Genomic DNA, 23,034 nt, shown 5'->3' on the forward strand with positions numbered 1-23,034 from the left:
GCAAAAGCCTGGAGTTCTAGTCGCCTTGCTTGCGTGGCTGTGCAAAGTAGACAGCGCCATAGGTGGCAATAGCCGCAATGAGTGCGACGAGCAGGCCGCTGCCAGTGCTACCGGTGTGGGGTAGTTCTACGGGTGTTGGCAGAATTGTTACAGGTGGTACGTAGCCGCCGCAGCCATTGGCAGCGCTGATGGTTTTTGATTCCTCAAATGACGGGACCGACCAGTAGAGGGAGCCCATTTCGGCATCGAAGTACCAGTATTCATAGGCGCGGATAGTGTAGGTACCGATTGCAAGAACGGTTGTACGACTTTCGAGTGGGGTTTCTTCACCACCATCTTTGCTAATGGTATACATATACTTCTCGCTATCGTAAATGACTGTAACTGACTGGGTTTGATCGAGACAGGTCGGAAGCTTCCAGGTAACGGTAGGCATCTCACAAGGCTCGGTAGACTCTTCAAATGTCCATGTAATCTCAGACGCTTGATCTTCTCCGAAACTATATCCTTCATCAGCAATCGCCGAAACAGTATAGCTGACAGTGCCGTCATCATGGTATGTTGTATCGACGTATCCATAGTGGAAGTGGGCATTTGATGGGTCTTTAATAGTAGGAATTTCGATTGTATCGTTTGGTGCGAGTCCGCAGACTGGATTAATAGTCGGTGCTTCTGGCGCACAGAGAACTCTACTGTCGGGAGCGGTACCGTAGTTGTGGGTCGCCTTGCCATCAGTAAATAGGCTTCCATGAGCAGTTGCGATGAGCTCGCCGTTGACGATTTCCCAGGTAATTTCCGAAGAGTCTTGCGGCATAATCCAGCTGGCGTTATCTGCACCACATGGGTCGGTAACCTTAGGAGTTTGTGGAATGTCGATACACGAGAGAAGTGGTATTTCGTACGTCATGGAAGAAATGAGCGTATCGTTGACAATGCCACTACGATACAGTTTTACAACCACGGTCGAGCCCTGAAGAATACCACCTGCGGTTTCACCCATTTCATAGGTAGTAGTTTGGGCGCCAATCGTGACTGTGTAGTAGTAGCTGAAGCCGTCGTTTGGATCACTGATCGTTACGCTGCCCGGCGTGCTACAAGATGGTTGCGTAAGGTTTGGCGCAGGGCAGGTAACTCCGCTATCTTCGGCAAGACCAAAGTCATGTTCGCGCTCATTGTTAGGGAATGTGTAGTTCACTGTCGTAACCGCAAAAAGATGTACTCCGTCATTCATGGTACGAAGTTCCCATGTATACTCACTTGTGTCTGTAGGAAGCGGTGTTCCCCAGTAGGCATTTGCTGTGCCACAGGGGTCGACCGGTGCCGGTGGAGTAGGGAGGGTAGCATTACATAGCGTTCCGGAGTCGGCAGGTAAATCATAAGTAATCGACGAAACTTTCTGGTTATCGACGAGGAAGAAATAACCTGGCTTTGCAGTGTAAACAAGCTGATTTGACGAGTTGATCACCCATGTGTATTCAGTAGTCGATCCGGAAGCAGCTATGTTCCACGAAATGTTACCTATGCCACAGGGGTCGGTGGTAGGAGCTGGAGGAGTGGGTGCCTGGGCTTCCACAGGGCAACTTCCGATCATCACATCCATTGAGGTAGTGTACGTAATTCCTTCATTATGGGCGTCCCCGCTCATTGTGACAGATACCGTATAGGTGCCGGCAGCAAGGCCTGTAAATACAAAGTCATAAGCGCCGTCGTCAGCGATTGTCTGTGTTTTTGTTTGGCCAGCAACTGTAACGGTATAGGTAATCGAGTCGTCATACACGTCGTTGGTATTTTCAATATGAACAGTCACAGTGTCGGTTGCGCCTGAGAAGCGAACACAAGGTTGTGCTGTTACGGCCACAGTAGATGGTGCGGTAGGGATTTTGCTAATGTCACAGCCGTATTGCCAGAAAATCTGCGCATCCTTATCCCAGTTCATGCCAGCGAAATAGAAGGTTTGTCCATTGTAAGCATAGTAGAATGGAGGAATAATATCACCCCAAGTTATATGCAGTTTTTTGAGAGTCGGATCCCATACAGGACCAGTGTGATCGCCATGACCGGCTGTCGGATCAGCCGAGCTTACAGAAATGGTATTTGCATTGTAGGGGTTAGCATCACTAGTAGTAGCATGACACACTTGTACGCTTGTGATTGGATCAGTACCAGGTAAGGGTGTCGGGTAAGTATCAGTGGCATGTGCTACTGGCATAAGTGGAGAAGCAATTTGTACCAGTTGTGCCACTATCAGCAGCCCGGCTGCAGCACCAATGCGAACCCTTTTTGTTAAATTGTGTAACATGTAGTATATCTCCCCGTGTACAACACGAAATGTTAATTGCTACATATTTTACATTAAGTCAATAATATTGCAATCATAAGCGTTATGATTTTCTGAAGATAAAGAGTTATACTGGTAACATGGCAGAATTTGATAACACAAAGTATGATTTACCGTCTGATCAGGCGGATAGTAGTAAATTAAACAAATTGCGTGCTGCGGTGCTCGGCGCAAACGATGGTATCGTTAGCATTAGCAGCGTAGTGATGGGTGTTGCGGGTGCAACGAGTGATAGTAAAGCTATCAGCCTGGCTGGTCTAGCGGCACTAGTCGCAGGCGCGCTCAGTATGGCTGTCGGCGAGTATGTCAGCGTCAGTAGCCAGAGCGATGCGGAGAAGGCGTATATACGTGAGGAAAAGAAGGACCTCAAAGAAAACGCGGAGTACGAGCTCGACGAGTTGGCGCGCGAATACATGAAGCATGGTGTTAGTAGTAAGCTTGCTCATCAAGTCGCGAGTGAGTTGACGGCGCGCGATGCGCTCAGGGCGCACCTACGGATGCATTTCAACATGGATCCAGATGAGATTAATAACCCGTGGCACGCTGCGGTTGCATCATTGATTGCGTTTACCGTGGGGGGGCTAGTGCCATTTTTGACGATTGTATTCATCCCTGAGTCTTGGCGGATTGGTGCAACTGTTATTGCAGTGGTCGTGTCGTTGTTTTGTGTCGGGTATCTTAGTGCGACTGCCGGTAATGCCTCAAAAAAGCGAGCAATTACTCGGGTGATGTTCGGTGGGCTACTGGCAATGGCTGTTACCTATGCAGTTGGCGTTGTATTTGGAACGACTGTTGCCTAGGCACTATATCAGTGGCATACTGTAAACAAGATTACGAAAAGTGGGTGACGAAGGAGGGGTGGTGGATAAACAACAAAAAATTGAAGAGCTACTAGAGGCATTTGGTGGCAATGCGTCTGAGGCTGCACTTGCGGTCAGAGGCTATGCTGCCGAACGGTTGCGTCAGCGCGCACACAAACCTCGCCGTAATGTATCAGAAGAGGTGGTGATTCGGATTGACAAGCTCGTCAAAACGTACAAACTTGGCAAAAACGAAGTGAACGCGCTAAAGGGGGTGTCACTCGATATTCATAAGGGAGAATTTTTAGCACTCACTGGTGCAAGCGGAAGCGGCAAGAGCACCCTTTTGCAGATGATTGGTGGGCTTGACAAGCCAACTTCTGGTTTGATCGCGATAGACAACACCGAGCTGCAGCGCATGAGCGACCGTGATTTGTCACGCTTTCGTAATCAGACAATCGGTTTTGTTTTTCAGTTTTTTTACCTACAACCATTTCTCAAACTAGACAAAAACCTTGAGGTAGCCGGCATGCCGATGGGAACACCAAAGTCGGCTCGAATTGCTCGCGTCAAAGAGCTGGCTGCCGAGGTGGGCTTGGCGGATAGGTTGAAGCACTACCCCAAAGAGCTATCTGGTGGTCAAATGCAGCGTGCTGCGATTGCCCGCGCACTGCTCAACAACCCTAAAGTGATTCTGGCCGACGAGCCAACAGGAAACCTCGATAGTGAAAATGGCAAAGCAATTATTGAATTGTTTGAGAAAATCCGTGATCAGTTTGGGACGACTATCGTCATAGTGACGCACGACAAAGCGATTGCCGCACGGGCTGATCGCGAAATACGCCTGCAGGACGGAGTGATCGTATGATTGCGATTAATGATGCGACGCTTCTCGCGCTCACAAAGCTCAAAACGCGAAAGGTTCGTACCCTGTTCACGATCATTGTGGCCGGGCTGCTGTTTAGTGGGGTTTTTGCGGTATTGCTCATAAGTCAGGGATTTTTCCAAAGTGCCGATGCGTTTTCAAAACAGGCGATGGTTGGTCGCTATATTGTATCTGCGCAGGATGCGAGCCAGTTCTCGTCTAGCGCGGGTTCTAAGGATTCATCGACAAACCAAGAGCTTGTTGCAAAGGTAAGAGTAACGTATGAAAAACGTATTGCCGATAAGAAGCGTGAGAGCAAGCGTCTTGGTGTGGAGTATGACCCCGTAACCGAGCGGTCGCCGCTTATGGATAATCCCGAAAAACCAGGCGAAAAAATGCTTGATCTTGGTAGTAATCTTGCCGTAGAAGCACTGAATGAATTTAACACGATCAACTCACCGGGTGTGACGATTGATACGCTCAAATCTGTAGCCAAAAGCTATTCTCCTAAGGCAGTCTATGAAACACACACGCTTGCCCCAAAAGACGGTTCGCTGGTTGAGATGAAGCAGGGCAAGGAAGTGTTTGATACTGATTCCAGGGCATCAAACACGTCACGATATGGCATGGTAAGTGATACAGAACAGATGACGCTTGCAGCACAACCGCTTATTGATCTTTACATGCTAAAAAATAATAGCTGGGAACCAGACAGTGGGCATATACCTGTGGTGGTGACAGAAAAACGTGCATCGACACTACTTGGCTATGCTGCGCCAAAAGCAGACGCTCCTGCGTCTGATCGACTCAACTATGCGCGCGAGCTCAAAAAACGTGCCGTTGGACTGACATTTGCCATGTGTTATCGTAACTCAGCGAGCCAAATGCAAATTTCACAGGCCGTATCGACAGCAAAAGAAATTTCCGCCAACAAGAACAACAAAAACTATGTCAAACCATCACTCATTTACGGCACCCCAGACCCTGCAAGCTGTGCGCCCGCTCCGGTCGTTGCCGATACGCGCAGTGCGGATGAGAAATCCTATACAAACAAAGAAAACGAATTCAAGCGTCTGTTTAACGAGCCGGTGGATCCGATGCAGCGCAAAGTTACGTTTGAAGTGGTTGGTGTTGCGCCAAATAGCTTTGCTGATACGATGAGCGACGGAAACTTTTCGATCGGAGTGGGGCAAATGCTTTCGAGCATGCTGGCATCAGAGACATTTCGTTTCGCAATTCCGCAGGAACTTTATAACACGATGAGCGACAAGGATACATACGCTGATATTCTGTCGCAGCAAAATCAATCTGATTTCGGGATGGTCCCGCAATTGTATGCGGAGTTTAGTAGCCCGGATAATGCGAAAGCCTTTATGAATAAAGAAGGGTGTAGCTTTGGGATGACCGGTCAGTGTGAACCAGCGGATAAAAAATTTATGCTGGCACCATTTGGCAGCAACAGTCTTGCCATTGATGATGCGAAGCGAGTTATTGATAACGTGATTGTGGTCTTTACGCTCATTGTGATGGCGATTGCCGGCCTAATTGCGGGCCTTACGATTGGCCGTACGATTGCCGATGGGCGTCGTGAGACGGCGGTGTTCCGAGCCATAGGTTTCAAGCGTCTCGACATTTCGCAGGTGTACATCACCTATACCTTGCTGCTATGTATGGGCATCATACTGATATCGTTTGGTATAGGATATGGTGTTGCGCTACTTGTTGATAGTCTCAACTGGGTCGGCGCCACAGTGACTGCGCAAATATCACTTGGTGCCACCGATAGCCAGCAGCAGTTCCGATTTGTTGGTATGTCGAGCAAGCTGCTATGGGTAGTGGCTGCGATAGTTGCTTCTGGGCTGCTTGGGATGATGCTCCCCTTGATTCGTAATGTGCGACGTAGTCCCATTCGCGACATGCGCGACGAATAAGCTACAATGAGCATATGACGAGGGCGTTATGCGGTGTGAATTTGGGTGGCTGGCTGGTGCTTGAGCGCTGGATGACGCCAAGCTTGTTTGAAGGTACCAGCGCAGTTGATGAATATACCTTTATGCAAACTCCTGGCGCACGCGAAAAAATACGCCATCATCAGAAAACATTCATTACCGAAGCAGATTGGCACTGGATGGCGGCAAACGGTATAGAGGCGGTACGAATCCCTGTTGGCTACTGGATTTTAGAAGGCGAAGCGCCCTATGTATCGAGTATTGGTAGGCTTGACTGGGCGTTTACGATGGCCGCCAAATATCGCATCAAACTCCTGCTTTGTCTGCACGGTGCGCCAGGTGGTCAAAATGGTCGCGACCACAGCGGGCGGATTGGGCGAGTTGACTGGTACCGTACCAGGCAGCTTCGTATGCAGACAATCGACATCCTTGAAGAGCTAGCTCATCGCTACAGGGATGAACCGGAATTTTGGGGCTTAGAACTACTGAACGAGCCTCGTCCGGGACTACTACAATGGAAGTTACGACTGTTCTATAACCAGGCGTATCGACGACTGCGTAGCATACTTCGCCCAACAACCCAGATTGTTTTCCACGACGCTTTCACGCCGCGGTTACTTAGCGGTGCAATTATTGGTGCACTACGAAATCGAGTGACAATGGATATTCACTGGTACCATTTCACGTTTTGGGCACACAAGTGGCTACCGCTGCGCTACTACTATCCACTGGTACATTGGCATGGTCGATTAATCATTGCCCTACGGTGCTGGCAGAATGTGATTGTTGGCGAGTGGAACGGCATTATAGCTGGAGAGATTCTTGATAAAGTCCCAACGTCTGGACATGCTGCAGTTGTGCGCGAACATGTACGACGACAGCTGCAAGCATATGCGACAGCCGATGCTTGGTTTTATTGGAGTTACAAAACTGATGATCGAGGTGTTTATCATTTTCGTTCAATGATTGAAGACGGTGAAATTGTTATTGGTAACTAGTGGCTGTTCGCTGTATCTGTTATAATACATAAAATGCATATTCTCAAACGAACCAAAATATTAGCCGGAGTTGGTCCGGCGACTAACTCAAAAGAAAAAATTGAACAGATGCTTCACGCTGGCGTCAATGGCTACCGCATGAATTTTTCTCATGGTACCTACGAAGAGCGTGAACAGCAGCTTCGCTGGATACGTGAAGCGAGCGTCGCCCACGGTCGGCCAGTTGCAGTTGTCCAAGACCTACAAGGACCAAAAGTCCGGCTTGGCAATCTCAACGATAATCATCAAGACGTGGTTGCTGACGATATATTAATACTCGATAGCGCAGCCGAGCACGATGGCTTAGTATTGCCAATGCAGTACAACCTTGCCGAGAAGGTCAAGGTAGGTGAGCGGATCTATCTGTTTGATGGCAAAATCCGTACCAAAGTTATCGAGATTGCGAGCCCAACGGCTGTAAAAGTACGGGCCGAGAACGGCGGCGTACTAATGAGTCGCAAGGGTGTGAATCTACCCGATACCGACTTTGGCGGTGATATCATTACCCCCAAAGATGTGCAAGATATTGAATACGCTGCCGATAAAGATTATGACTATGTTGCTCTAAGCTTCATTCAATCTGCTGATGACATTCATGCTCTTCGGCAAATGCTGGTAAGTCTCGGTAGTGAAGCGCATGTGATTGCGAAGATTGAAACGCGAGCCGCTATCCAAGATGGTGTGCTTGAGGCGATTGTGCGCGCGAGTGATGGTGTTATGGTTGCGCGCGGTGATCTGGCTCCGGAAGTAGGGCTTGAAATGGTGCCGATTATTCAGCGTAAAGTCGTCTCACTCTGTCGTAAACACGGTAAGCTTAGCATTATTGCGACGCAAATGATGAGCAGTATGGTAGATAACCCCGAACCAACTCGCGCCGAAGTGAGCGATGTTGCAACTGCCGTCATCCAAGGTGCCGATGCGGTCATGTTGTCTGATGAAACGGCAAATGGCAACTACCCGATCGAAACAATTGAAGCCATGCGCAACACCATTCTTTATACTCAAGAACATTGTCGTGTTGAAATACTTGACGATGAATTTACTAATTCCAAGATGCGCGTTCGCCATGCCATTTCACACGCCGCAGTCGAGGTTGCTGAGGAAATTAGTGCCACGGCCATCATCGCCGAAACAAAATCTGGGGCTACGGCAGCAAATATCGGTGCGTGGCGGCCCAATTTACCGATTATTAGCGTGACAAGCAGTACACGTGCAGCCCAACAGCTTGCGCTTAGCTTTGCAAACCGTAGCTTTATTCGCGAAGATGACGACGAAGCCGGCTATAAGCTTGCTCAAGAACTGGCTCGCAATAATTTCTTCCAAGTGGAAGTTCCTATTACTGTGGTGATAGTCAGTGGTCGTCAGCCGGGCAAGATTGGCGCAACCGATACGATAAAAGTACGGATAATTGAGTAAAGAAAAGGGGTGGGATGGCTTTTACTAAACGAACCATAAAATCGTTGCCGCTAAGAGGCAAGACGATTTTGCTTCGAGCCGACTATAACGTACCGCTAACACATAAGGGCGCAGTGGCTGACGATTACCGCATTCGAAGTAGTGTACCAACAGTAAGGTTACTGCTAGAAGAAGGCTGTAAAGTTGTTATTATTAGTCACCTAGGTCGACCCGATGGTAAGCGTGACCCAGCATTTAGCCTTGAACCGGCAGCCAGAAAGCTGGCTGCGCTTTTAGGAGAGTCGGTACGGTTTGTTGACGACTGTGTAGGCCCTAAAGTTGCAATGGCAATTAAACGGGCTCCAGTGAAAAGCGTAATTGTGCTGGAAAATCTTCGTTTTCACCCCGAAGAGGAAGCGAATGACAAGGCGTTTGCCAAGCGATTAGCGGCTGACAGTAACGCAGACTATTTTGTACAAGATGGATTTGGGGTAGTTCACCGCGCGCATGCGTCAACAGCGGCAATTACTGAATTTTTACCAAGTGTCGCTGGCTTGTTGCTGGAACGCGAGGTAACGACAATTACAAACGCCATGAAACATCCAGCAAAGCCACTAGTAGCAGTGCTGGGCGGTGCTAAAGTGAGTGATAAAATCAAAGTGATTGAAGCGCTTGAACATGTCGCAGATACGATTATTATCGGTGGCGCAATGGCTAATACGCTTTTAGCTCACAAAGGTTACCATGTGGGTAAAAGTAAGATCGAGGATGGCCAAGCTGAAATCATCGAACATCTCTACCAGGCTGCTGGCCGTAAAGTCGGCGCCGAGCATGTCGATCGATATATTGTCCTTCCCACCGATGTGGGAATTGGGCGATCAACTTCGCCACATGCAACCCGTACCGAGGCACCCGTGGCGCATGTACCAGCCGACGGCCTAGCGCTCGACATTGGACCTCAATCAACCCAGCGAATGATCGACATCGTGACCAAAGCGAGAACGGTGATATGGAATGGACCGCTTGGTCTCTTTGAAATTCCAGCTTTTGCAACAGCGTCCGAAGCGCTTGCTGCACGGCTAGCAGATAACGACAAGATAGAGTCAATAATCGGCGGTGGTGATACGGCGGATTTTGCTATCCATTGGAGCCGTAAACACAACAAGACATTTAGCCATATTTCAACTGGTGGTGGTGCGAGCCTCGAGCTTATGAGTGGGCTTAAGCTGCCAGGTGTGGAAAGCTTGCTAGACGCACACTAAAAAATAGAGTACACTAACAATAGTAAAAGCATAAGTAGTAGCACATATAGTGGGCAAAAAACTCATCATCGGTAATTGGAAAATGAACCTCAGCGTCGGTGAGTCCAGTTTGCTTGTGCATGCTTTGGCAAAACTAGTGGCAAATCACCGAGATGTCGAAGTGGTAGTTGCACCATCGATGCTCGCCCTCCAGTCCGTTTCTCTACAAGCTCATTCGCATCATTTCCAGCTCGCTGCCCAGAATCTATATTGGCGAGATGACGGCACCTTTACCGGAGAAGTTTCGGCCAATCAATTACGAGGTCTTGTGCGCTATGCAATTGTCGGGCATTCCGAGCGCCGACACATATTCAACGAATCTGGCAAAGATATTCGCAATAAAGTGCAAGCAGCCTATCGTCACAGTATCACTCCAGTCTTGTGTGTTGGGGAGACTGCTGGCGAGCGTGCGGTGGGTGAAACCAGCGACGTTATCCATGATCAATTAGTTGGCGGTCTTAGTAACATTACGAGTGAAGAAGCTGCCTCACTTGTCATCGCCTATGAACCAGTATGGGCGCTTAGTAATGGCAAAGATTTTGAATCACATGAAACTCCTACGCCTGCCGAGATTGAGAGGATTGTCAAAGCTATTCGTTCGCAGGTCAAACACCTATTTGGCGAAAATGTTGCTAGCTCAGTCCGTGTACTTTATGGTGGGAGTGTCAATACCGACAACGCTGCCAGCTTTTTAAATACGAAAGGTATCGATGGAGTATTAGTGGGGGGCGCGAGTCTTGACGCACATGCATTTGCTACTATTGTTGATGCTGCGCATACCACTCAACTAAAGGAGAAAAAGAAATGACCGAACTCGACTTTGAAGAGCTAGACAAAGCAGTCAACAGTCTAATGTCGGGTGTTGATACCACAAAGCGCAGTGTGGTTGCAGACGATCCAGAAGACAAGGTTGTGACGCTTGATGACCCAACACCGGTCGCGTCACCAACCAGTGACGAGATTTCAACATCTACCAGTTCTCCCGTGGGCCAGCCCAACCCCTCTTTAGCAGTTAAGCGCCGTGGTCAATTTATGGACGTCATGCATCCATCCTCAGACATGAAGTCAACCACTGTGGCTACACCTGCTCACCGTCAGGGAATTACAATCACTCCAGCAAACTCATCCCTAAAAGCCGAATCAACACCCCCTGGTGAACAATCGGCAATTTCTATCGATGATCCTGTAACCAACGAAAACCGACAGTCCGAGCTAGTCGAAACGAAACCCGTGCTTAAGGTGGACGATAACGCTAAAGATGAGGTCGACACAACGAGTATGGAGGCTGTGAAAAATGAATGGCCCGACCCGATTGATGTGGCGTCAATGAGTCAGTCAAGTGGTAGTATCACACCGGAAATTTCTGCTAAGGTTGATCAATCGTACAACGAACAGGTAAGTACTGAAGCTACCACCAATGATACCGAGCCACTTTCTTCGCCATTTCTCCCGGACGCAAAAGTTGAAAAGCGCCCTCTCGGTGCACTGTCTGATACGGCTGACGCTTCTTTCCTTGATCGATCAAATCCTGATAAAGCGGATACTGTGTCCCAGGATTCAGTGGCCGACGTAGTCGATGCCGATCTCCAGTCGCCACCTCCTGTGCAACTTCCTGATGAGTTGAAAAGCGAGGTTATTGCTCTTGAGTCATCAAATACCAAAGAGGAGACTCTAGAAGCGGGGCTTGGCACGGAAAATAACACTTCTCATGGGCAAACCCCTCAGCAATACAGCGAGCAACCACCTACCGAAGATCAGCCGAGCACACCAATTTATGACACTTCCACTCATGCTCAACCGCTCGAAAAACCGAGAAAGAAGTCATCTGCTTGGAAATGGGTTATTTGGTTCCTTGCCCTTGTCATACTGAGCATACTGGGCGGTGCAGCATATTTCTATTTCACAACATAACCTTAGTGTTGAATTAGCTATAATAACAAGATGGATATTCTTGAGGGGCTTAATGATGCGCAGACGTCGGCCGTACTTCATGCGAACGGGCCACTGCTTCTTTTGGCGGGTGCCGGCAGCGGCAAAACTAAGACGCTAACGCATAAGATAGCTCATCTCTTGGCGCATGCAGGCGTGTGGCCTGATCAAATTCTGGCGGTTACCTTTACCAATAAAGCTGCTCGTGAAATGCGCGAACGGCTTGCGGTGCTGACCGGTCAGGAAAACACTCGTCATTTCATGCCCTGGATGGGCACGTTTCACGGAATATGTGTTCGCCTACTGCGTACTGATGGCAAAGCCATTGGAATATCACCACAATTCGTTATTTATGATGAAGACGACCGTCAGGGATTAATCAAGCAGGCCATGAAAGAATTATCGATTAGCGCAGAGCAAGTGAAGCCTCGCGCGGTGAGCGCAGCCATTAGTAGTGCGAAAAACGATCTACTTTCGCCGGAAGAATATGCCCAGTCGGTCGAATACCCATTTCAACGCCTGGTTGCACAACTGTACGCACACTATGAAGTGCTTCGTAGGGCCGCCCGCGCCCTTGACTTCGACGATCTGCTTATCGAAACAGTCCGGTTGCTGCGTAAATCGCCGGCGACGCGTGAAAAATATCGCTCACAGTTTGCTCATATATTTATCGATGAGTATCAAGACACCAATGCTGCACAATATGCGATTGTGAAGGCGCTAGTAAATCGTGAGAATAATATTTGTGTGGTAGGTGATGATTGGCAATCCATTTACAGTTGGCGTGGGGCGGATTTTAAAAATATTTTGCGGTTTGAAACCGACTTTCCTGGTGCGACGGTAATTAAACTAGAGCAAAACTACCGTTCGACAACTTCGATACTTGAGGCAGCACACAGTGTGATTACAAAAAACATCGAACGTACCGATAAGCGACTGTGGACACAAGTCGGCAAGGGCTCACCGGTGCAGGTTCAAGCGGTCTATGACGAAGTCGAAGAAGCGTATGCCGTCGCCAGTCGCATTGGTGTGCAGGTGAGTATGGGTACGCGTAACTACGGTGACTTCGTGGTGTTGTATCGAGTGAATGCGCAGAGTTTTGCTATTGAGCGTGCGCTTTTGCAACACCATATACCTTATCAATTAGTTGGAGGCACGCGTTTTTATGATCGTAAAGAAATTAAAGACATCATTGCCTACCTTCGTCTACTATACCAGCCCAATGACCGCATGAGTTTTAGCCGTATCGTGAACACGCCCGCAAGGGGTATTGGTATGGTTAGTTTTGAAAAGTTTATAAAATGGCAGAATGAGAGTGGAATGGATATCATTGCGGCGCTTGTTAATGCAGAGCAAATATCGCAACTGATCCCGAAGGCAAAGCGTGCATTTATGCTTCTTGGCGAAAAATTACGCGAGCTGCAAGGGCTGGTTATTGCCGAGACCAACCCGAGTGACATAATAGATAGGGTAATTTCTTCAACAGGGTATCTTGAATATATACTCGATGGCAGTCCGGGCGGCGAGGACCGCGAAGCAAACCTGAGCGTACTGGTGAGTGACGCGAAATCATTTGTATCGCTTGTCGATTTCCTTCAAGAAGTTGCGCTTATGAGTAGTGTCGATGTAGAAAGTAACGATGAAAAAGTTAGTCTCATGACACTGCATGCCGCGAAGGGGCTCGAATTTCCAGTGGTATTTATGGTTGGTATGGAAGAAGGTCTCTTCCCGAGTATGCGGGCGCTCGAGGAAGGTCCAAAGCAGCTGGAAGAAGAGCGTCGCCTTTGCTATGTTGGCATGACTCGGGCGCGCGAAGAACTTCATATGCTCTACGCCCAGAGTCGGTTACAGTTTGGCCAGCGTAGCTATGCGCGGCCATCCCGATTTCTAGACGATATCGGCCAGCATGCCGTGCTGGCGGTGCCGAACAGCACCACACAATCGTACGAATATACCGACGCGATCAATGATTTCGTCGTAGGTGACCAGGTGCGTTCTCTACAGTTTGGCGATGGCGAGATAGTGGATATTGATGGCCTGGCAGTGACCGTTCTGTTCGTGGGCGGTGGGCGCAAAAAACTCAACATCGAATATGCACGTTTAGAAAAGCGATAAGCTTTTACCCACTGGGAATTCTTGCTATAATCAGACATACGTACTCGCGAGAAAGAGTTCGGAGTTTATGGCAGAAATCTCAATTACACCACACAGAAAACACATGATAGTCATTAGCGCACTTATTTTTGGTGCGGCTGCCGTTATTGCGGGAACTTCGGTCAGAAATGCCTATGCGGTCGGTGCGGGTGCACCAGCTGTAGCGAGCCACATTATCACGCTTCATGACGACGGTAAGGAAAAGGGCTTTATAACAAAAGCATCGACACTCCGCCAGGCACTCACTGAAGCAAAAGTTCGACTTGATAAAAACGATCGTACTGAGCCAGGGCTCGACGAAAAACTTGTCGCCAGCTCATACGAAGTCAACATTTACCGGGCACGGCCAGTAATTGTTCGTGACGGTAAAAACGAAATTCGCATTGTTACTTCGTATCGTACTGCTAGGCAGATTGCCGAGCAGGTAGGCATAACACTTCATGATGAAGATACACTCACGCTCAGTCGAGCGACCGATATTATGAGCGATGGACTATTTGAGATATTGACAATTCGCTATGCGACACCCATAACGTTTGTGTTTTATGGCAAGACGATTAAAACATATACTCAAGAGCAAACAGTAGGGGCGATGCTTAAATCAAAAAATATTGTACCAGAGCGTGACGATACTGTCTTGCCTGCCGCTACCACACCAATTACAGCTGGCATGGAAATACAGTTATGGAAAAACGGTGAGCAAATGTTGACAGTCGAAGAAGATATCGCTTATGATTCTCAAGAAATTTATGATATGGACCAAGACAAATCCTACCGGAAGGTTCAGACCGAGGGGAGTGTGGGAAAACGGACAGTGACATATCGAATCGTTATGCATAATGGCGTGCAGGTTGAGAAAAAGGAGTATAGCGCGATTACCACCAAACAACCCATAAAAGAAGTCGTGGTGATTGGGGGTAAAAACAATTACAGTGGCAGTCTGAACGAATGGCTCTATGCGCTTAGGATGTGTGAAACCCATGGCAGGTACGACACGAATACGGGGAATGGTTTCTACGGTGCCTATCAGTTCATGATTTCCACATGGAATAGTGTTGCCAGTAAAACAGGTCGTGGCGATCTGGTCGGCATTTTACCATCCAATGCTGCTCCGGCCGATCAAGATGCTATGATTATTGCTAATACGAATATGACAGCCGGACTCGTAACACAAAACCCAGGCTGCTATCGCTCAACTGGCATATCAAATAAACCACCTGCGCAGTAATGCCGAATAAATCTCTTGGCCAACACTGGCTCAAAGATCGTACTATTTTGCAACAAATTGTTGCCAGCGGTGCTTTACAGTCGACCGACACCGTACTCGAAATCGGTTCTGGTCTTGGAACCTTGACGAGCGAATTACTACGGCATGCACATGATGTCGTAGCAGTAGAGTATGACAGTGAGCTAGCGCGCAAATTACCCGGTCAGTTTCCGGGTAAGCGATTGACCGTGATTCACGAAAATATTCTTGATTTTGATCTAGATCAGCTACCATATGGCTATAAAGTAGTAGCCAATGTGCCCTACTACATCACCAGTAAGATTGTTGAGAAGCTTATGACTGCCGCCAACAAGCCCTCGGTCGCAGTACTGTTGGTGCAGAAAGAAGTCGCCGAAAGGATCGCTGCAAAGCCTGGAAATATGAGCATTCTCGCCGTGAGCGCACAGCTGTATGCGAAGGCAGAGCTAGGTATTGTCGTGCCTGCGGCGTATTTCACGCCACCGCCAAAAGTTGACTCTCAGGTGGTAATATTGACAACCCGCCTTGCACCACTAGTGGCCACAGAAGACGAACGTGCGCTCTTTCGTGTGGTGAAAGCCGGCTTTGCGGCGAAGCGTAAAAAATTGCGCTCTTCAATTAGCGCTGGACTGGCCATCACAAAACTCGAGGCCGAAGAATTACTGCGTCATGCGGGGATTGATCCAGACCTTCGTGCTGAAGAGTTATCGCTCGATGATTGGCATCGGTTGGCAAAGGATGCACTGTAATTATGATTACTGCGGATCAGCCTCAATGTTTCGGCGATCACCTCATAGCGGCACTTTCGTCAAAAAGCGACGGTACTGTCCTTGATAAAACGCTAGGTATTCATCACCCGGCAATTATTGCAAATCGTAAGCGATTCTGTGCGCTTGCTGGGAGTGATTATGCGCACGTTGTATATCAGCGTATCCTGTATAATCACGAACAAACCTACGATGTGCTCCGCGAAGTTACGTACAGAGACACGACGCGCTACATGCCGGAAATAAAAGCGGATGGGCTTATTACGCGTGAGCGGGGGGTCGGCTTGCTGCTTCCGGTGGCAGACTGCGCAGCAACTATCGTATACGACCCCAAACTTCATATTGTCGCTCTCCTTCATCTTGGTAGACACTCGTCACTCACCTCACTGATTGCTAAAACGATTCGTGCTTTTGCGGGTTTCGGCAGTCACCGGACTGATCTGATTGTTTGGATGGCACCTAGTGTCCAGCAGTCGCACTACCAGCTTGATTACTTTGATCCAGCGGATGGCGAAGAGTGGTACGAATTTGTTGATAAGCGCGACGGGAAGTACTTTGTCGATTTACAAGGGCATAATGCGGCCGTGTTTGAGCGCGAAGGGCTAAGTCCTCATAACATCCATCGCTCTTCAATCAATACCGCAGCGCGTGGTGAATATTTCTCTCATTCTCAAGGTGATACATCACAGCGATTTGCAGTACTAGTGCAACTTATCTGACAACTATTTTACTGATCGATAGTACGCCGTGCCGTAGCCCGAACCAAGCTCGTTGCTTGCGCAAGAACCATCGGTGAATGTAGGCTGTGCTTGTTCCGATTCGAGACGATATAGCAACAAATACATCTGTCCTGGCGCTGAGCCGCAGTAGTTCAGCTTATTAACGTAGAGTGCGTAGCTGTAGTTGCCGGTGCCAAATGAAACACCGGTATTGGCCGCTCCCGATGACGGCACATTAAGCGGATCCACAGGAAGTGAGGTGATCGCGTTTGAGTTAACAAGCGCAGTATTAAATGTCGACCAGCTCGCATCGTTCGATGAGAACCAGTTAATTGTCATCGCAGTCGAACCTGATGTAGTAGGGTAACTACCATTGTCATTGTAATAAAGCTCGAGGGCCTTGACGATATTGGCGACATCAGTTCGGCGCCTGGCATCGCGAGCACGAGCCTGTGAGCCGTTATAGGAAACGACGACAATCGTTGCGAGAATACTGACGACAATCACAACCACCACGAGTTCGATAATCGTAAAACCGGTTCTGCTTTTTTGCATACTATCAGTATAGCGGGCATTATCACTCCAAACAAGGTGTGGAACTTAAGGAGTTGCACCTGCTATAATGACAGTCAATGGGAAAGAAGCTATATATTTGTACTGCGATTCCGTACGTCAATGGCGTGCCACATATTGGTCATGCCCTCGACTACACTCTCGCCGATATTTGGACACGCTACCAAAAACAAAACGGCCACGAAGTTCGCTATCAGGTTGGAACCGACGAGCATGGTAATAAAATTGCTGCCAAGGCAAAAGAGGCAGGGCTAGAGCCACAGGTGTACGTCGACAGTATGTATGGTAATTTTCAGCAGCTCATTAGCGCACTTGGTGTCGAGTACACCGACTTTATCCGTACAACTGACGGTCATCATAAAGGTGCTGTGCAGTATGTTTGGCAGCAACTTGTAAAAGCTGGTCTTATCTACAAAGGGTCCTATGAGGGGTGGTACTGCCAGGGTTGTGAGAATTTTGTTACCGATAAAGAGGCAACTGAAAACAATGGCACCTGTCCTGATCATCAATCGCCCTACCAGCGCCTCAGCGAAGACAACTATTACTTTAAGGCAAGTCAATTTAGTGAACAAATACGTGAAGCAATCGAAAAAGATCGAATGAAAATCGTACCGGAGTTTAGAAAACGTGAGTTTTTGGAACTCATAAAAGACGGTATCAAGGATGTATCGGTATCGCGTCCGCGCAAAAATTTGGCATGGGGCGTGAGTGTACCAGGCGATGAATCCCAAGTGATGTATGTTTGGCTCGACGCACTGAGCAACTACATTACAGTGCTTGGGTATCCTGACAACGAATCGTGGAGAGATTACTGGCCGGCAGACGTTCAAGTGGTAGGCAAAGATATCTTGCGGTTTCATGCAGGTATATGGCCGGCGATGCTCATGGGGCTTGATCTACCGCTTCCCAAAGTATTGCTGGTGCATGGTCACGTGAATGTTGGTGGCACAAAAATGAGCAAATCATTGGGCAACGGTGTCGAACCAAATGACGTTATAAAAAATTATGGCACCGATGCCTTTCGTTACTACTTCAGCCGACACGTGCCAACTCAGGACGATGGTGATTTCACCTGGGAAAAGTTTGAAACAGCTTACAACAGCGAGCTCGGTAATGACCTTGGCAACCTAGTGCAGCGCGTGGCAGCGATGCTCATGCGCTACCAAGCCGGAGTAATTGGTGATGCGCCACAAGCCGAACACGATATGGGGCCATACCGCGAAGCAATGCGTGCATTTGAATTTAACCGAGCCCTCGACGAAGTGTGGGGAACGGTACGCTCACTTAATCAATATCTCGAACATGTAAAACCCTGGGAGATTGCCAAGAACCGAGACAAAGACACCGAGGCAAATGAACATTTAGCAGAAGTGTTGGCGTATGCTGCCAGTACCCTGATTCAAATCGCTGACCTTCTGACGCCTTTTATGCCGTCAACTGCGGCCACCATTCACCATATGTTTGATACTGGTGTAGTGCCGAGTGATATGCAACCGCTATTTCCAAAAATTTACCTTCATACCGTAGACCCGCGAACAACAGGGAAGTAGTATGCTTATTGATTCACACTGTCACATTCACGATAGTGAGTTTTACCCAGAGTCTAGGGAACAAGCCTACTTTCAGTCACGCGAGGCAGGTGTTGTTATGATCGCTGTCGGAACCGATGAACGTAGCTCGCGTGAAGCAGTAGAGTTTGCCGAGTCGAACGACGGCGTGTATGCGGTTGTAGGTGTGCACCCTCACGAAGTCAAGCGGGGGTGGGATGGTATTGCTAGGTTGCTTGCTGAGGGGCATGATAAAATAGTTGGCATTGGTGAAATCGGACTCGACTACTACTATTCCCATAGTCCAGTGGCGACCCAGCAGCGGGCGCTTAAAGAACAACTAACACTTGCCAAGCACTACAATTTGCCGGTGAGCTTTCATGTTCGCGAAGCGTTTGACGATTTTTGGCCGATCTTCGATGCCATTCCGGGCGTTAGGGGCGTTTTACATAGTTTTACCGATACAGCGGTTAATATGCAGAAGGGAATAGACCGAGGACTTTTTATTGGCATAAACGGTATCAGCACCTTTACGAAAGATCCAGCCCAGCAGCAGCTGTATAAAGAGGTGCCATTACACAACATTCTCCTCGAAACAGATGCGCCATTCTTGACTCCAGTGCCATTTCGTGGTAAAATCAATATACCGGCGTATGTGGAGAGGGTTGCAGCGCATCAGGCAATGTTAAAAGGCGTGCCTGTTGAAGATGTGACTAGTACCACTACAGTAAACGCCACGAAACTATTTGGGATATCACTATGACAACTACAATAGGCATCGATGATTACCGTATACCCTCTGATCAAGAGGTAGTTTCGTATCCTTTCGAAGCGACGACTCGCCCGTCTACTGTCGGTGAGCGACTCTCGGAGGCTGCGCTTGCCGAAGCTTTGCTGCACGCAGCACCAAGGCATGATGTTGATCCAACGGTAGTCGACCATAGTCGTATTGAAATTGGTTCAGGTGTGTTGCGCTCTGCGGCTACAGTACCAACACCAGAACGGTTCGTCGATCCGACCAATCCTCAAACACTTTATGCATTTAGCTTTTATACCACTAGTTTTCGTCGCCAAGCGATTGATGAATTGCAACAATGAGACGCTGCCTAGGTACTAATAAACGTTATGAATAGTCTTATCAACAAAGCGCTGAAGCTGCTTATCGGGGATGATGTAAATTTTGATCTGACTCGTATTCCTAAAAATCGTCCACTTAAACCACTCACCGAGCGTGAACTACTAAAACTCGAAAGCGCTATCGGAGCTGAACTTTTTGGCCCAGTACCCCAGGGACATCGCCGTGAATTTTTTTGTCTTGACCACACAACATGGATTTGGCACGAAGAATGGATTGGCGATGATCGCAAACTACAGACCAGTACGGTAAAGTATGAGATCAACCAGCACGGTGTGCTTAAAACGCAAGAAGGTGCACGCTATAGTTATCTCGATGGTGATGAGTTACAAAACTTTGCGGTCGCTATTCGCATGTACTATGAACGTGTTGCTCGCGAAGTATATGGGCGTGATCCGGCAACCGGACAAAAATTGGTATAATATTCCATAGTGACGAAACCTATGTACTATCTGGATCATGCTGCGGCGACACCGATGGACGGTCGTGTGGCTGCTGTCATGCAGCCTTACCTTAGCGAGCTGTTTTTTAACCCGTCGAGTCCCTATGCACCAGCGGTAGCTGTGCGACGTGACTATGAAGCTGCGAAGCATCGAATTGCTGTTTGTATAGGTGGGAAGTCAGACGAAGTCATTGTGACTGCCGGTGCCACTGAGTCGATAAATCTCATGGTTCACAGTACGAGCGGGCATGTGGTGACAACAGCTATTGAGCACCACGCTGTCCTCGCTGCGACGCGTGATCGAGATTGTACGATTGTACCTGTCGGGTCGAGCGGCATTGTGCAGCCGACTACGATCGGTGTAGCAATTAAAGCCACGACGCAGCTTGTCACTGTAGCACTCGCCAATAATGAACTTGGCACTATTCAACCCATTCGTGAGATCAGCGAGATTGTGCGAGCCGAGCGTCGCCGCCGTCTCGAAGCAGGTGAGTTAACACCGATTTATTTTCACTGCGACGCTTCTCAGGGCGTCAACCAGCTCGATGTTCATGTCGCTCGACTCGGTGTCGACGCGCTGACACTAAACGCTGGTAAGTTGTATGGTCCCAAGCAAGTTGGGTTGCTGTGGACGGCGAGCCATGTTGTAGTAAGGCCACTTATCGCCGGTGGTGGTCAAGAACGAGGAGTGCGCAGCGGTACAGAAAACGTCGCTGGTGTCATTGGGTTTGCGACAGCGCTTGAACTTGCATCACAACATCGAAAATCAGAGACGGTGCGATTAGCAACACTACGCAATCAGCTTGAATCCCGACTAATAACGGAATTTCCGGCCGCAGTCATAACTGGCAGCACCAAGAAGCGTCTTGCTGGTCATTTGCATATTTCATTCCCTGGCATCGATGCCGAGCGACTTGTTTTTGCGCTCGAGACAAAAGGTGTTTTAGTCGCAACTGGCAGTGCTTGTGCTGCCAATTATGGCACTCGTTCTCATGTATTAACAGCAATCGGGGTTACACCCGAAATTGCTGACGGCAGTTTACGTATTTCACTTGGCCGACTGAACGACACTACTTCGATTGCAATGGCAACGAAGCTGCTTATCGAGGCGCTGCGCACTGAGTATGCGAGGCTATCTCGATGAAATTGGTCAAGATTTTTGCGGTACTTGGCATTATAGTTTTGCTAAGCGCCTGGCTCATTGGTAGGTACCTCGGTCCTGATGATTTAAGCGGCTGTGCCGAACTTAAACCGTCAGCTGATACAAATTGTGGGCCTGCAGATGTGATTGTAGCGGTGAGTGGGGGCGATACCAATGCACGTGTTGATGAAGCAATCCGACTGTATAAGCTTGGGTGGGCACCAACACTTATTTTTTCTGGTGCGGCTGCCGATAAGTCCGGGCCAAGCAATGCGGCAGTGATGAAGCAGCGGGCGATTAATGCTGGTGTTGTCGCTTCGGCAATTATTGTCGAGGAGCTCAGTGAGAGCACTGATCAGAATGCCAAGCAAACAACATCAATTTTCATCGAGCGCGGTCTCAAAAATGCAATTATCGTCACGTCACCTTATCATCAACGTAGGGCGATGCTCGAATTTGAACGTCGAGCACCAAGTGTTACTATTCGCGCTCACCCCACCACTTCCGACACACAGTGGAGCGCTTGGTGGTGGCTAACGCCGAACGGCTGGTGGGTGGCGATAGCTGAACTTGGTGCATCACTAGCCTTGTCTATGGGGGTGGTTGGTCGCTAATGCGTGTATTTGTTGGTATGAGCGGTGGCGTCGATAGCTCCCTCGCAGCGGCCTTACTAGTAGAGCAAGGCCACGACGTCACTGGTATTTATATGAAAAATTGGAGCCAAGACCTACCTGGTATGCGCTGCCCATGGGCCGAAGATTTAGCCGATGCGAAGCGTGTTGCAGTCCAGCTTGGTATTGATTTTAAAGTCTATGATTTCGAAGCCGAGTACAAGCAGCGAGTCGTCGATTATATGATCGCAGAGTACCAAGCTGGCAGGACCCCAAACCCTGATATTATGTGTAACCAGGAAGTAAAATTCAAATTATTTCTCGAAACCGCGCTTGACGATGGCGCCGATATGATTGCCACGGGGCATTATGCGAGGGTCGAAAATGGTATGTTAAAATGTGCGAAAGATACGGACAAAGACCAAACCTATTTTCTCGGTCGAGTGTCTGGAGACGCGCTCAAGAAAGTGCTATTTCCGCTTGGTAACATTTTGAAGTCTGATGTACGAAACATGGCGGCCCAGAGGGGTCTTTGGACGGCAAAAAAAGCCGAAAGTATGGGGGTATGTTTTGTGGGTAATGTCGGTATGCGAGAGTTTTTGGGGCAGTATGTAGAGACATGCACTGGGCCGATCATTGACGAACACTCAAAGAAAGTGGTTGGACAGCATGATGGAGCAATTCTTTACACATTGGGACAGCGTCATGGACTCGATGTTGGCGGCGGACTACCATACTATGTTGTGGGAAAAAATATGGAAAAAAATGAGGTGTATGTCACTACTAATCTTAATGACAAAGGAATGTGGCGCCGTCGTATTGAGGTTGAACAGATTCATTGGATTGTTAATATCCCTACCGGAAATAGCTATCTCACCCGCATTCGTCACAGAGCAGCTCTTGTTGAGGCGGAACTCTCACTAGGAGAAACTGCCCACAAGGGAGTGCTTGAGTTCGTAGAGCCCCAACGAGCAACAACACCTGGCCAGTCAGTAGTTTTTTATCGAGATGATGTATGTTTAGGCAGCGCTGTTGTCAGGTAAGATCATCCATCGTTGGCCAAATACAACCTCATTTTCAGTGAG

Annotated in this window: 21 protein-coding genes; 19 read left to right on the forward strand and 2 right to left on the reverse strand. The window is 48.6% G+C overall.

What is annotated here, in order from left to right:
- Positions 1-16: 16 nt before the first annotated feature.
- The gene (locus tag IPM09_00695) at positions 17-2,299 is read right to left on the reverse strand and encodes a hypothetical protein (protein ID QQS22055.1); all 2,283 of its coding nucleotides are present in this window, start codon (positions 2,297-2,299) and stop codon (positions 17-19) included.
- Positions 2,300-2,418: 119 nt separating this feature from the next.
- On the opposite strand from IPM09_00695, the gene IPM09_00700 reads away from it, so the two are divergent.
- The 12 genes from IPM09_00700 to IPM09_00755 all read left to right on the forward strand — a co-directional run bounded on the left by IPM09_00700 (position 2,419) and on the right by IPM09_00755 (position 16,500).
- A complete protein-coding gene (locus IPM09_00700; protein ID QQS22056.1) occupies positions 2,419-3,138 on the forward strand; it encodes a VIT family protein in 720 nt (239 codons plus the stop codon).
- A gap of 205 nt (positions 3,139-3,343) precedes the next feature.
- Positions 3,344-4,006 carry an ABC transporter ATP-binding protein gene (locus IPM09_00705; GenBank protein ID QQS22451.1) on the forward strand — a complete coding sequence of 221 codons (663 nt, stop codon included), beginning with the start codon at positions 3,344-3,346 and terminating at the stop codon, positions 4,004-4,006.
- On the forward strand, positions 4,003-5,934 hold the full coding sequence (locus IPM09_00710) for an ABC transporter permease (protein QQS22057.1): 1,932 nt from the start codon (positions 4,003-4,005) through the stop codon (positions 5,932-5,934). Before IPM09_00705 ends, IPM09_00710 begins: the two co-directional genes overlap by 4 nt.
- A gap of 14 nt (positions 5,935-5,948) precedes the next feature.
- Complete coding sequence (locus IPM09_00715) at positions 5,949-6,950, forward strand: cellulase family glycosylhydrolase (GenBank protein ID QQS22058.1); 1,002 nt, start codon at positions 5,949-5,951, stop codon at positions 6,948-6,950.
- Between the two features lie 33 nt (positions 6,951-6,983).
- Entirely contained in the window at positions 6,984-8,405 is a 1,422-nt protein-coding gene (gene pyk / locus IPM09_00720) for a pyruvate kinase (protein QQS22059.1), read from the forward strand.
- A 14-nt stretch (positions 8,406-8,419) separates the two neighbouring features.
- On the forward strand, positions 8,420-9,646 hold the full coding sequence (locus IPM09_00725) for a phosphoglycerate kinase (GenBank protein QQS22060.1): 1,227 nt from the start codon (positions 8,420-8,422) through the stop codon (positions 9,644-9,646).
- A 49-nt stretch (positions 9,647-9,695) separates the two neighbouring features.
- Positions 9,696-10,493, forward strand: coding sequence for a triose-phosphate isomerase (locus IPM09_00730; protein QQS22061.1), 798 nt, complete (start codon positions 9,696-9,698; stop codon positions 10,491-10,493).
- Complete coding sequence (locus IPM09_00735; GenBank protein ID QQS22062.1) at positions 10,490-11,596, forward strand: hypothetical protein; 1,107 nt, start codon at positions 10,490-10,492, stop codon at positions 11,594-11,596. The genes IPM09_00730 and IPM09_00735 overlap by 4 nt, the downstream gene beginning before the upstream one ends.
- Before the next feature lie 30 nt (positions 11,597-11,626).
- Positions 11,627-13,729 (forward strand): UvrD-helicase domain-containing protein, encoded by a 2,103-nt coding sequence (locus IPM09_00740; GenBank protein QQS22063.1) that lies wholly within the window; start codon positions 11,627-11,629, stop codon positions 13,727-13,729.
- Between the two features lie 67 nt (positions 13,730-13,796).
- Positions 13,797-14,996: a DUF348 domain-containing protein gene (locus IPM09_00745; protein ID QQS22064.1), complete on the forward strand. Its 1,200-nt coding sequence runs from the start codon at positions 13,797-13,799 to the stop codon at positions 14,994-14,996.
- Positions 14,996-15,763, forward strand: a complete 768-nt coding sequence (rsmA, locus tag IPM09_00750; GenBank protein ID QQS22065.1) for a ribosomal RNA small subunit methyltransferase A — start codon at positions 14,996-14,998, stop codon at positions 15,761-15,763. The genes IPM09_00745 and rsmA overlap by 1 nt, the downstream gene beginning before the upstream one ends.
- Positions 15,764-15,765: 2 nt before the next feature.
- A complete protein-coding gene (locus tag IPM09_00755; GenBank protein ID QQS22066.1) occupies positions 15,766-16,500 on the forward strand; it encodes a polyphenol oxidase family protein in 735 nt (244 codons plus the stop codon).
- Positions 16,501-16,503: 3 nt separating this feature from the next.
- On the opposite strand, the gene IPM09_00760 is transcribed toward IPM09_00755, so the two are convergent.
- Positions 16,504-17,055 carry a prepilin-type N-terminal cleavage/methylation domain-containing protein gene (locus IPM09_00760; protein QQS22452.1) on the reverse strand — a complete coding sequence of 184 codons (552 nt, stop codon included), beginning with the start codon at positions 17,053-17,055 and terminating at the stop codon, positions 16,504-16,506.
- A 77-nt stretch (positions 17,056-17,132) separates the two neighbouring features.
- On the opposite strand from IPM09_00760, the gene IPM09_00765 reads away from it, so the two are divergent.
- Genes IPM09_00765 through mnmA form a run of 7 tightly spaced genes read left to right on the forward strand, consistent with a single transcriptional unit; the run spans position 17,133 to position 22,992 of the window.
- Positions 17,133-18,623, forward strand: coding sequence for a methionine--tRNA ligase (locus tag IPM09_00765; GenBank protein ID QQS22067.1), 1,491 nt, complete (start codon positions 17,133-17,135; stop codon positions 18,621-18,623).
- Between the two features lies 1 nt (position 18,624).
- On the forward strand, positions 18,625-19,383 hold the full coding sequence (locus IPM09_00770; protein QQS22068.1) for a TatD family hydrolase: 759 nt from the start codon (positions 18,625-18,627) through the stop codon (positions 19,381-19,383).
- Positions 19,380-19,718, forward strand: coding sequence for a hypothetical protein (locus tag IPM09_00775; protein QQS22069.1), 339 nt, complete (start codon positions 19,380-19,382; stop codon positions 19,716-19,718). The genes IPM09_00770 and IPM09_00775 overlap by 4 nt, the downstream gene beginning before the upstream one ends.
- A gap of 27 nt (positions 19,719-19,745) precedes the next feature.
- Entirely contained in the window at positions 19,746-20,177 is a 432-nt protein-coding gene (locus IPM09_00780; GenBank protein QQS22070.1) for a hypothetical protein, read from the forward strand.
- A 21-nt stretch (positions 20,178-20,198) separates the two neighbouring features.
- Positions 20,199-21,341, forward strand: coding sequence for a cysteine desulfurase (locus IPM09_00785; protein QQS22453.1), 1,143 nt, complete (start codon positions 20,199-20,201; stop codon positions 21,339-21,341).
- Complete coding sequence (locus IPM09_00790) at positions 21,338-21,952, forward strand: YdcF family protein (protein QQS22071.1); 615 nt, start codon at positions 21,338-21,340, stop codon at positions 21,950-21,952. The genes IPM09_00785 and IPM09_00790 overlap by 4 nt, the downstream gene beginning before the upstream one ends.
- Positions 21,952-22,992, forward strand: a complete 1,041-nt coding sequence (gene mnmA, locus IPM09_00795) for a tRNA 2-thiouridine(34) synthase MnmA (GenBank protein ID QQS22072.1) — start codon at positions 21,952-21,954, stop codon at positions 22,990-22,992. The genes IPM09_00790 and mnmA overlap by 1 nt, the downstream gene beginning before the upstream one ends.
- Positions 22,993-23,034: the final 42 nt, after the last annotated feature.

This window comes from Candidatus Saccharibacteria bacterium, assembly GCA_016700015.1.
Classification (GTDB): domain Bacteria; phylum Patescibacteriota; class Saccharimonadia; order Saccharimonadales; family Saccharimonadaceae; genus Saccharimonas.

Coding starts and splice junctions, on each gene's coding strand:
- pyk (QQS22059.1), top strand. CDS start 6,984: ATGCATATTCTCAAACGAACCAAAATATTAGCCGGAGTTGGTCCGGCG.
- IPM09_00760 (QQS22452.1), bottom strand. CDS start 17,055: ATGCAAAAAAGCAGAACCGGTTTTACGATTATCGAACTCGTGGTGGTT.
- IPM09_00715 (QQS22058.1), top strand. CDS start 5,949: ATGACGAGGGCGTTATGCGGTGTGAATTTGGGTGGCTGGCTGGTGCTT.
- IPM09_00765 (QQS22067.1), top strand. CDS start 17,133: ATGGGAAAGAAGCTATATATTTGTACTGCGATTCCGTACGTCAATGGC.
- IPM09_00790 (QQS22071.1), top strand. CDS start 21,338: ATGAAATTGGTCAAGATTTTTGCGGTACTTGGCATTATAGTTTTGCTA.
- IPM09_00740 (QQS22063.1), top strand. CDS start 11,627: ATGGATATTCTTGAGGGGCTTAATGATGCGCAGACGTCGGCCGTACTT.
- mnmA (QQS22072.1), top strand. CDS start 21,952: ATGCGTGTATTTGTTGGTATGAGCGGTGGCGTCGATAGCTCCCTCGCA.
- IPM09_00745 (QQS22064.1), top strand. CDS start 13,797: ATGGCAGAAATCTCAATTACACCACACAGAAAACACATGATAGTCATT.
- IPM09_00700 (QQS22056.1), top strand. CDS start 2,419: ATGGCAGAATTTGATAACACAAAGTATGATTTACCGTCTGATCAGGCG.
- IPM09_00735 (QQS22062.1), top strand. CDS start 10,490: ATGACCGAACTCGACTTTGAAGAGCTAGACAAAGCAGTCAACAGTCTA.
- IPM09_00775 (QQS22069.1), top strand. CDS start 19,380: ATGACAACTACAATAGGCATCGATGATTACCGTATACCCTCTGATCAA.
- IPM09_00755 (QQS22066.1), top strand. CDS start 15,766: ATGATTACTGCGGATCAGCCTCAATGTTTCGGCGATCACCTCATAGCG.
- IPM09_00710 (QQS22057.1), top strand. CDS start 4,003: ATGATTGCGATTAATGATGCGACGCTTCTCGCGCTCACAAAGCTCAAA.
- IPM09_00785 (QQS22453.1), top strand. CDS start 20,199: ATGTACTATCTGGATCATGCTGCGGCGACACCGATGGACGGTCGTGTG.
- IPM09_00725 (QQS22060.1), top strand. CDS start 8,420: ATGGCTTTTACTAAACGAACCATAAAATCGTTGCCGCTAAGAGGCAAG.
- IPM09_00695 (QQS22055.1), bottom strand. CDS start 2,299: ATGTTACACAATTTAACAAAAAGGGTTCGCATTGGTGCTGCAGCCGGG.
- IPM09_00780 (QQS22070.1), top strand. CDS start 19,746: ATGAATAGTCTTATCAACAAAGCGCTGAAGCTGCTTATCGGGGATGAT.
- rsmA (QQS22065.1), top strand. CDS start 14,996: ATGCCGAATAAATCTCTTGGCCAACACTGGCTCAAAGATCGTACTATT.
- IPM09_00770 (QQS22068.1), top strand. CDS start 18,625: ATGCTTATTGATTCACACTGTCACATTCACGATAGTGAGTTTTACCCA.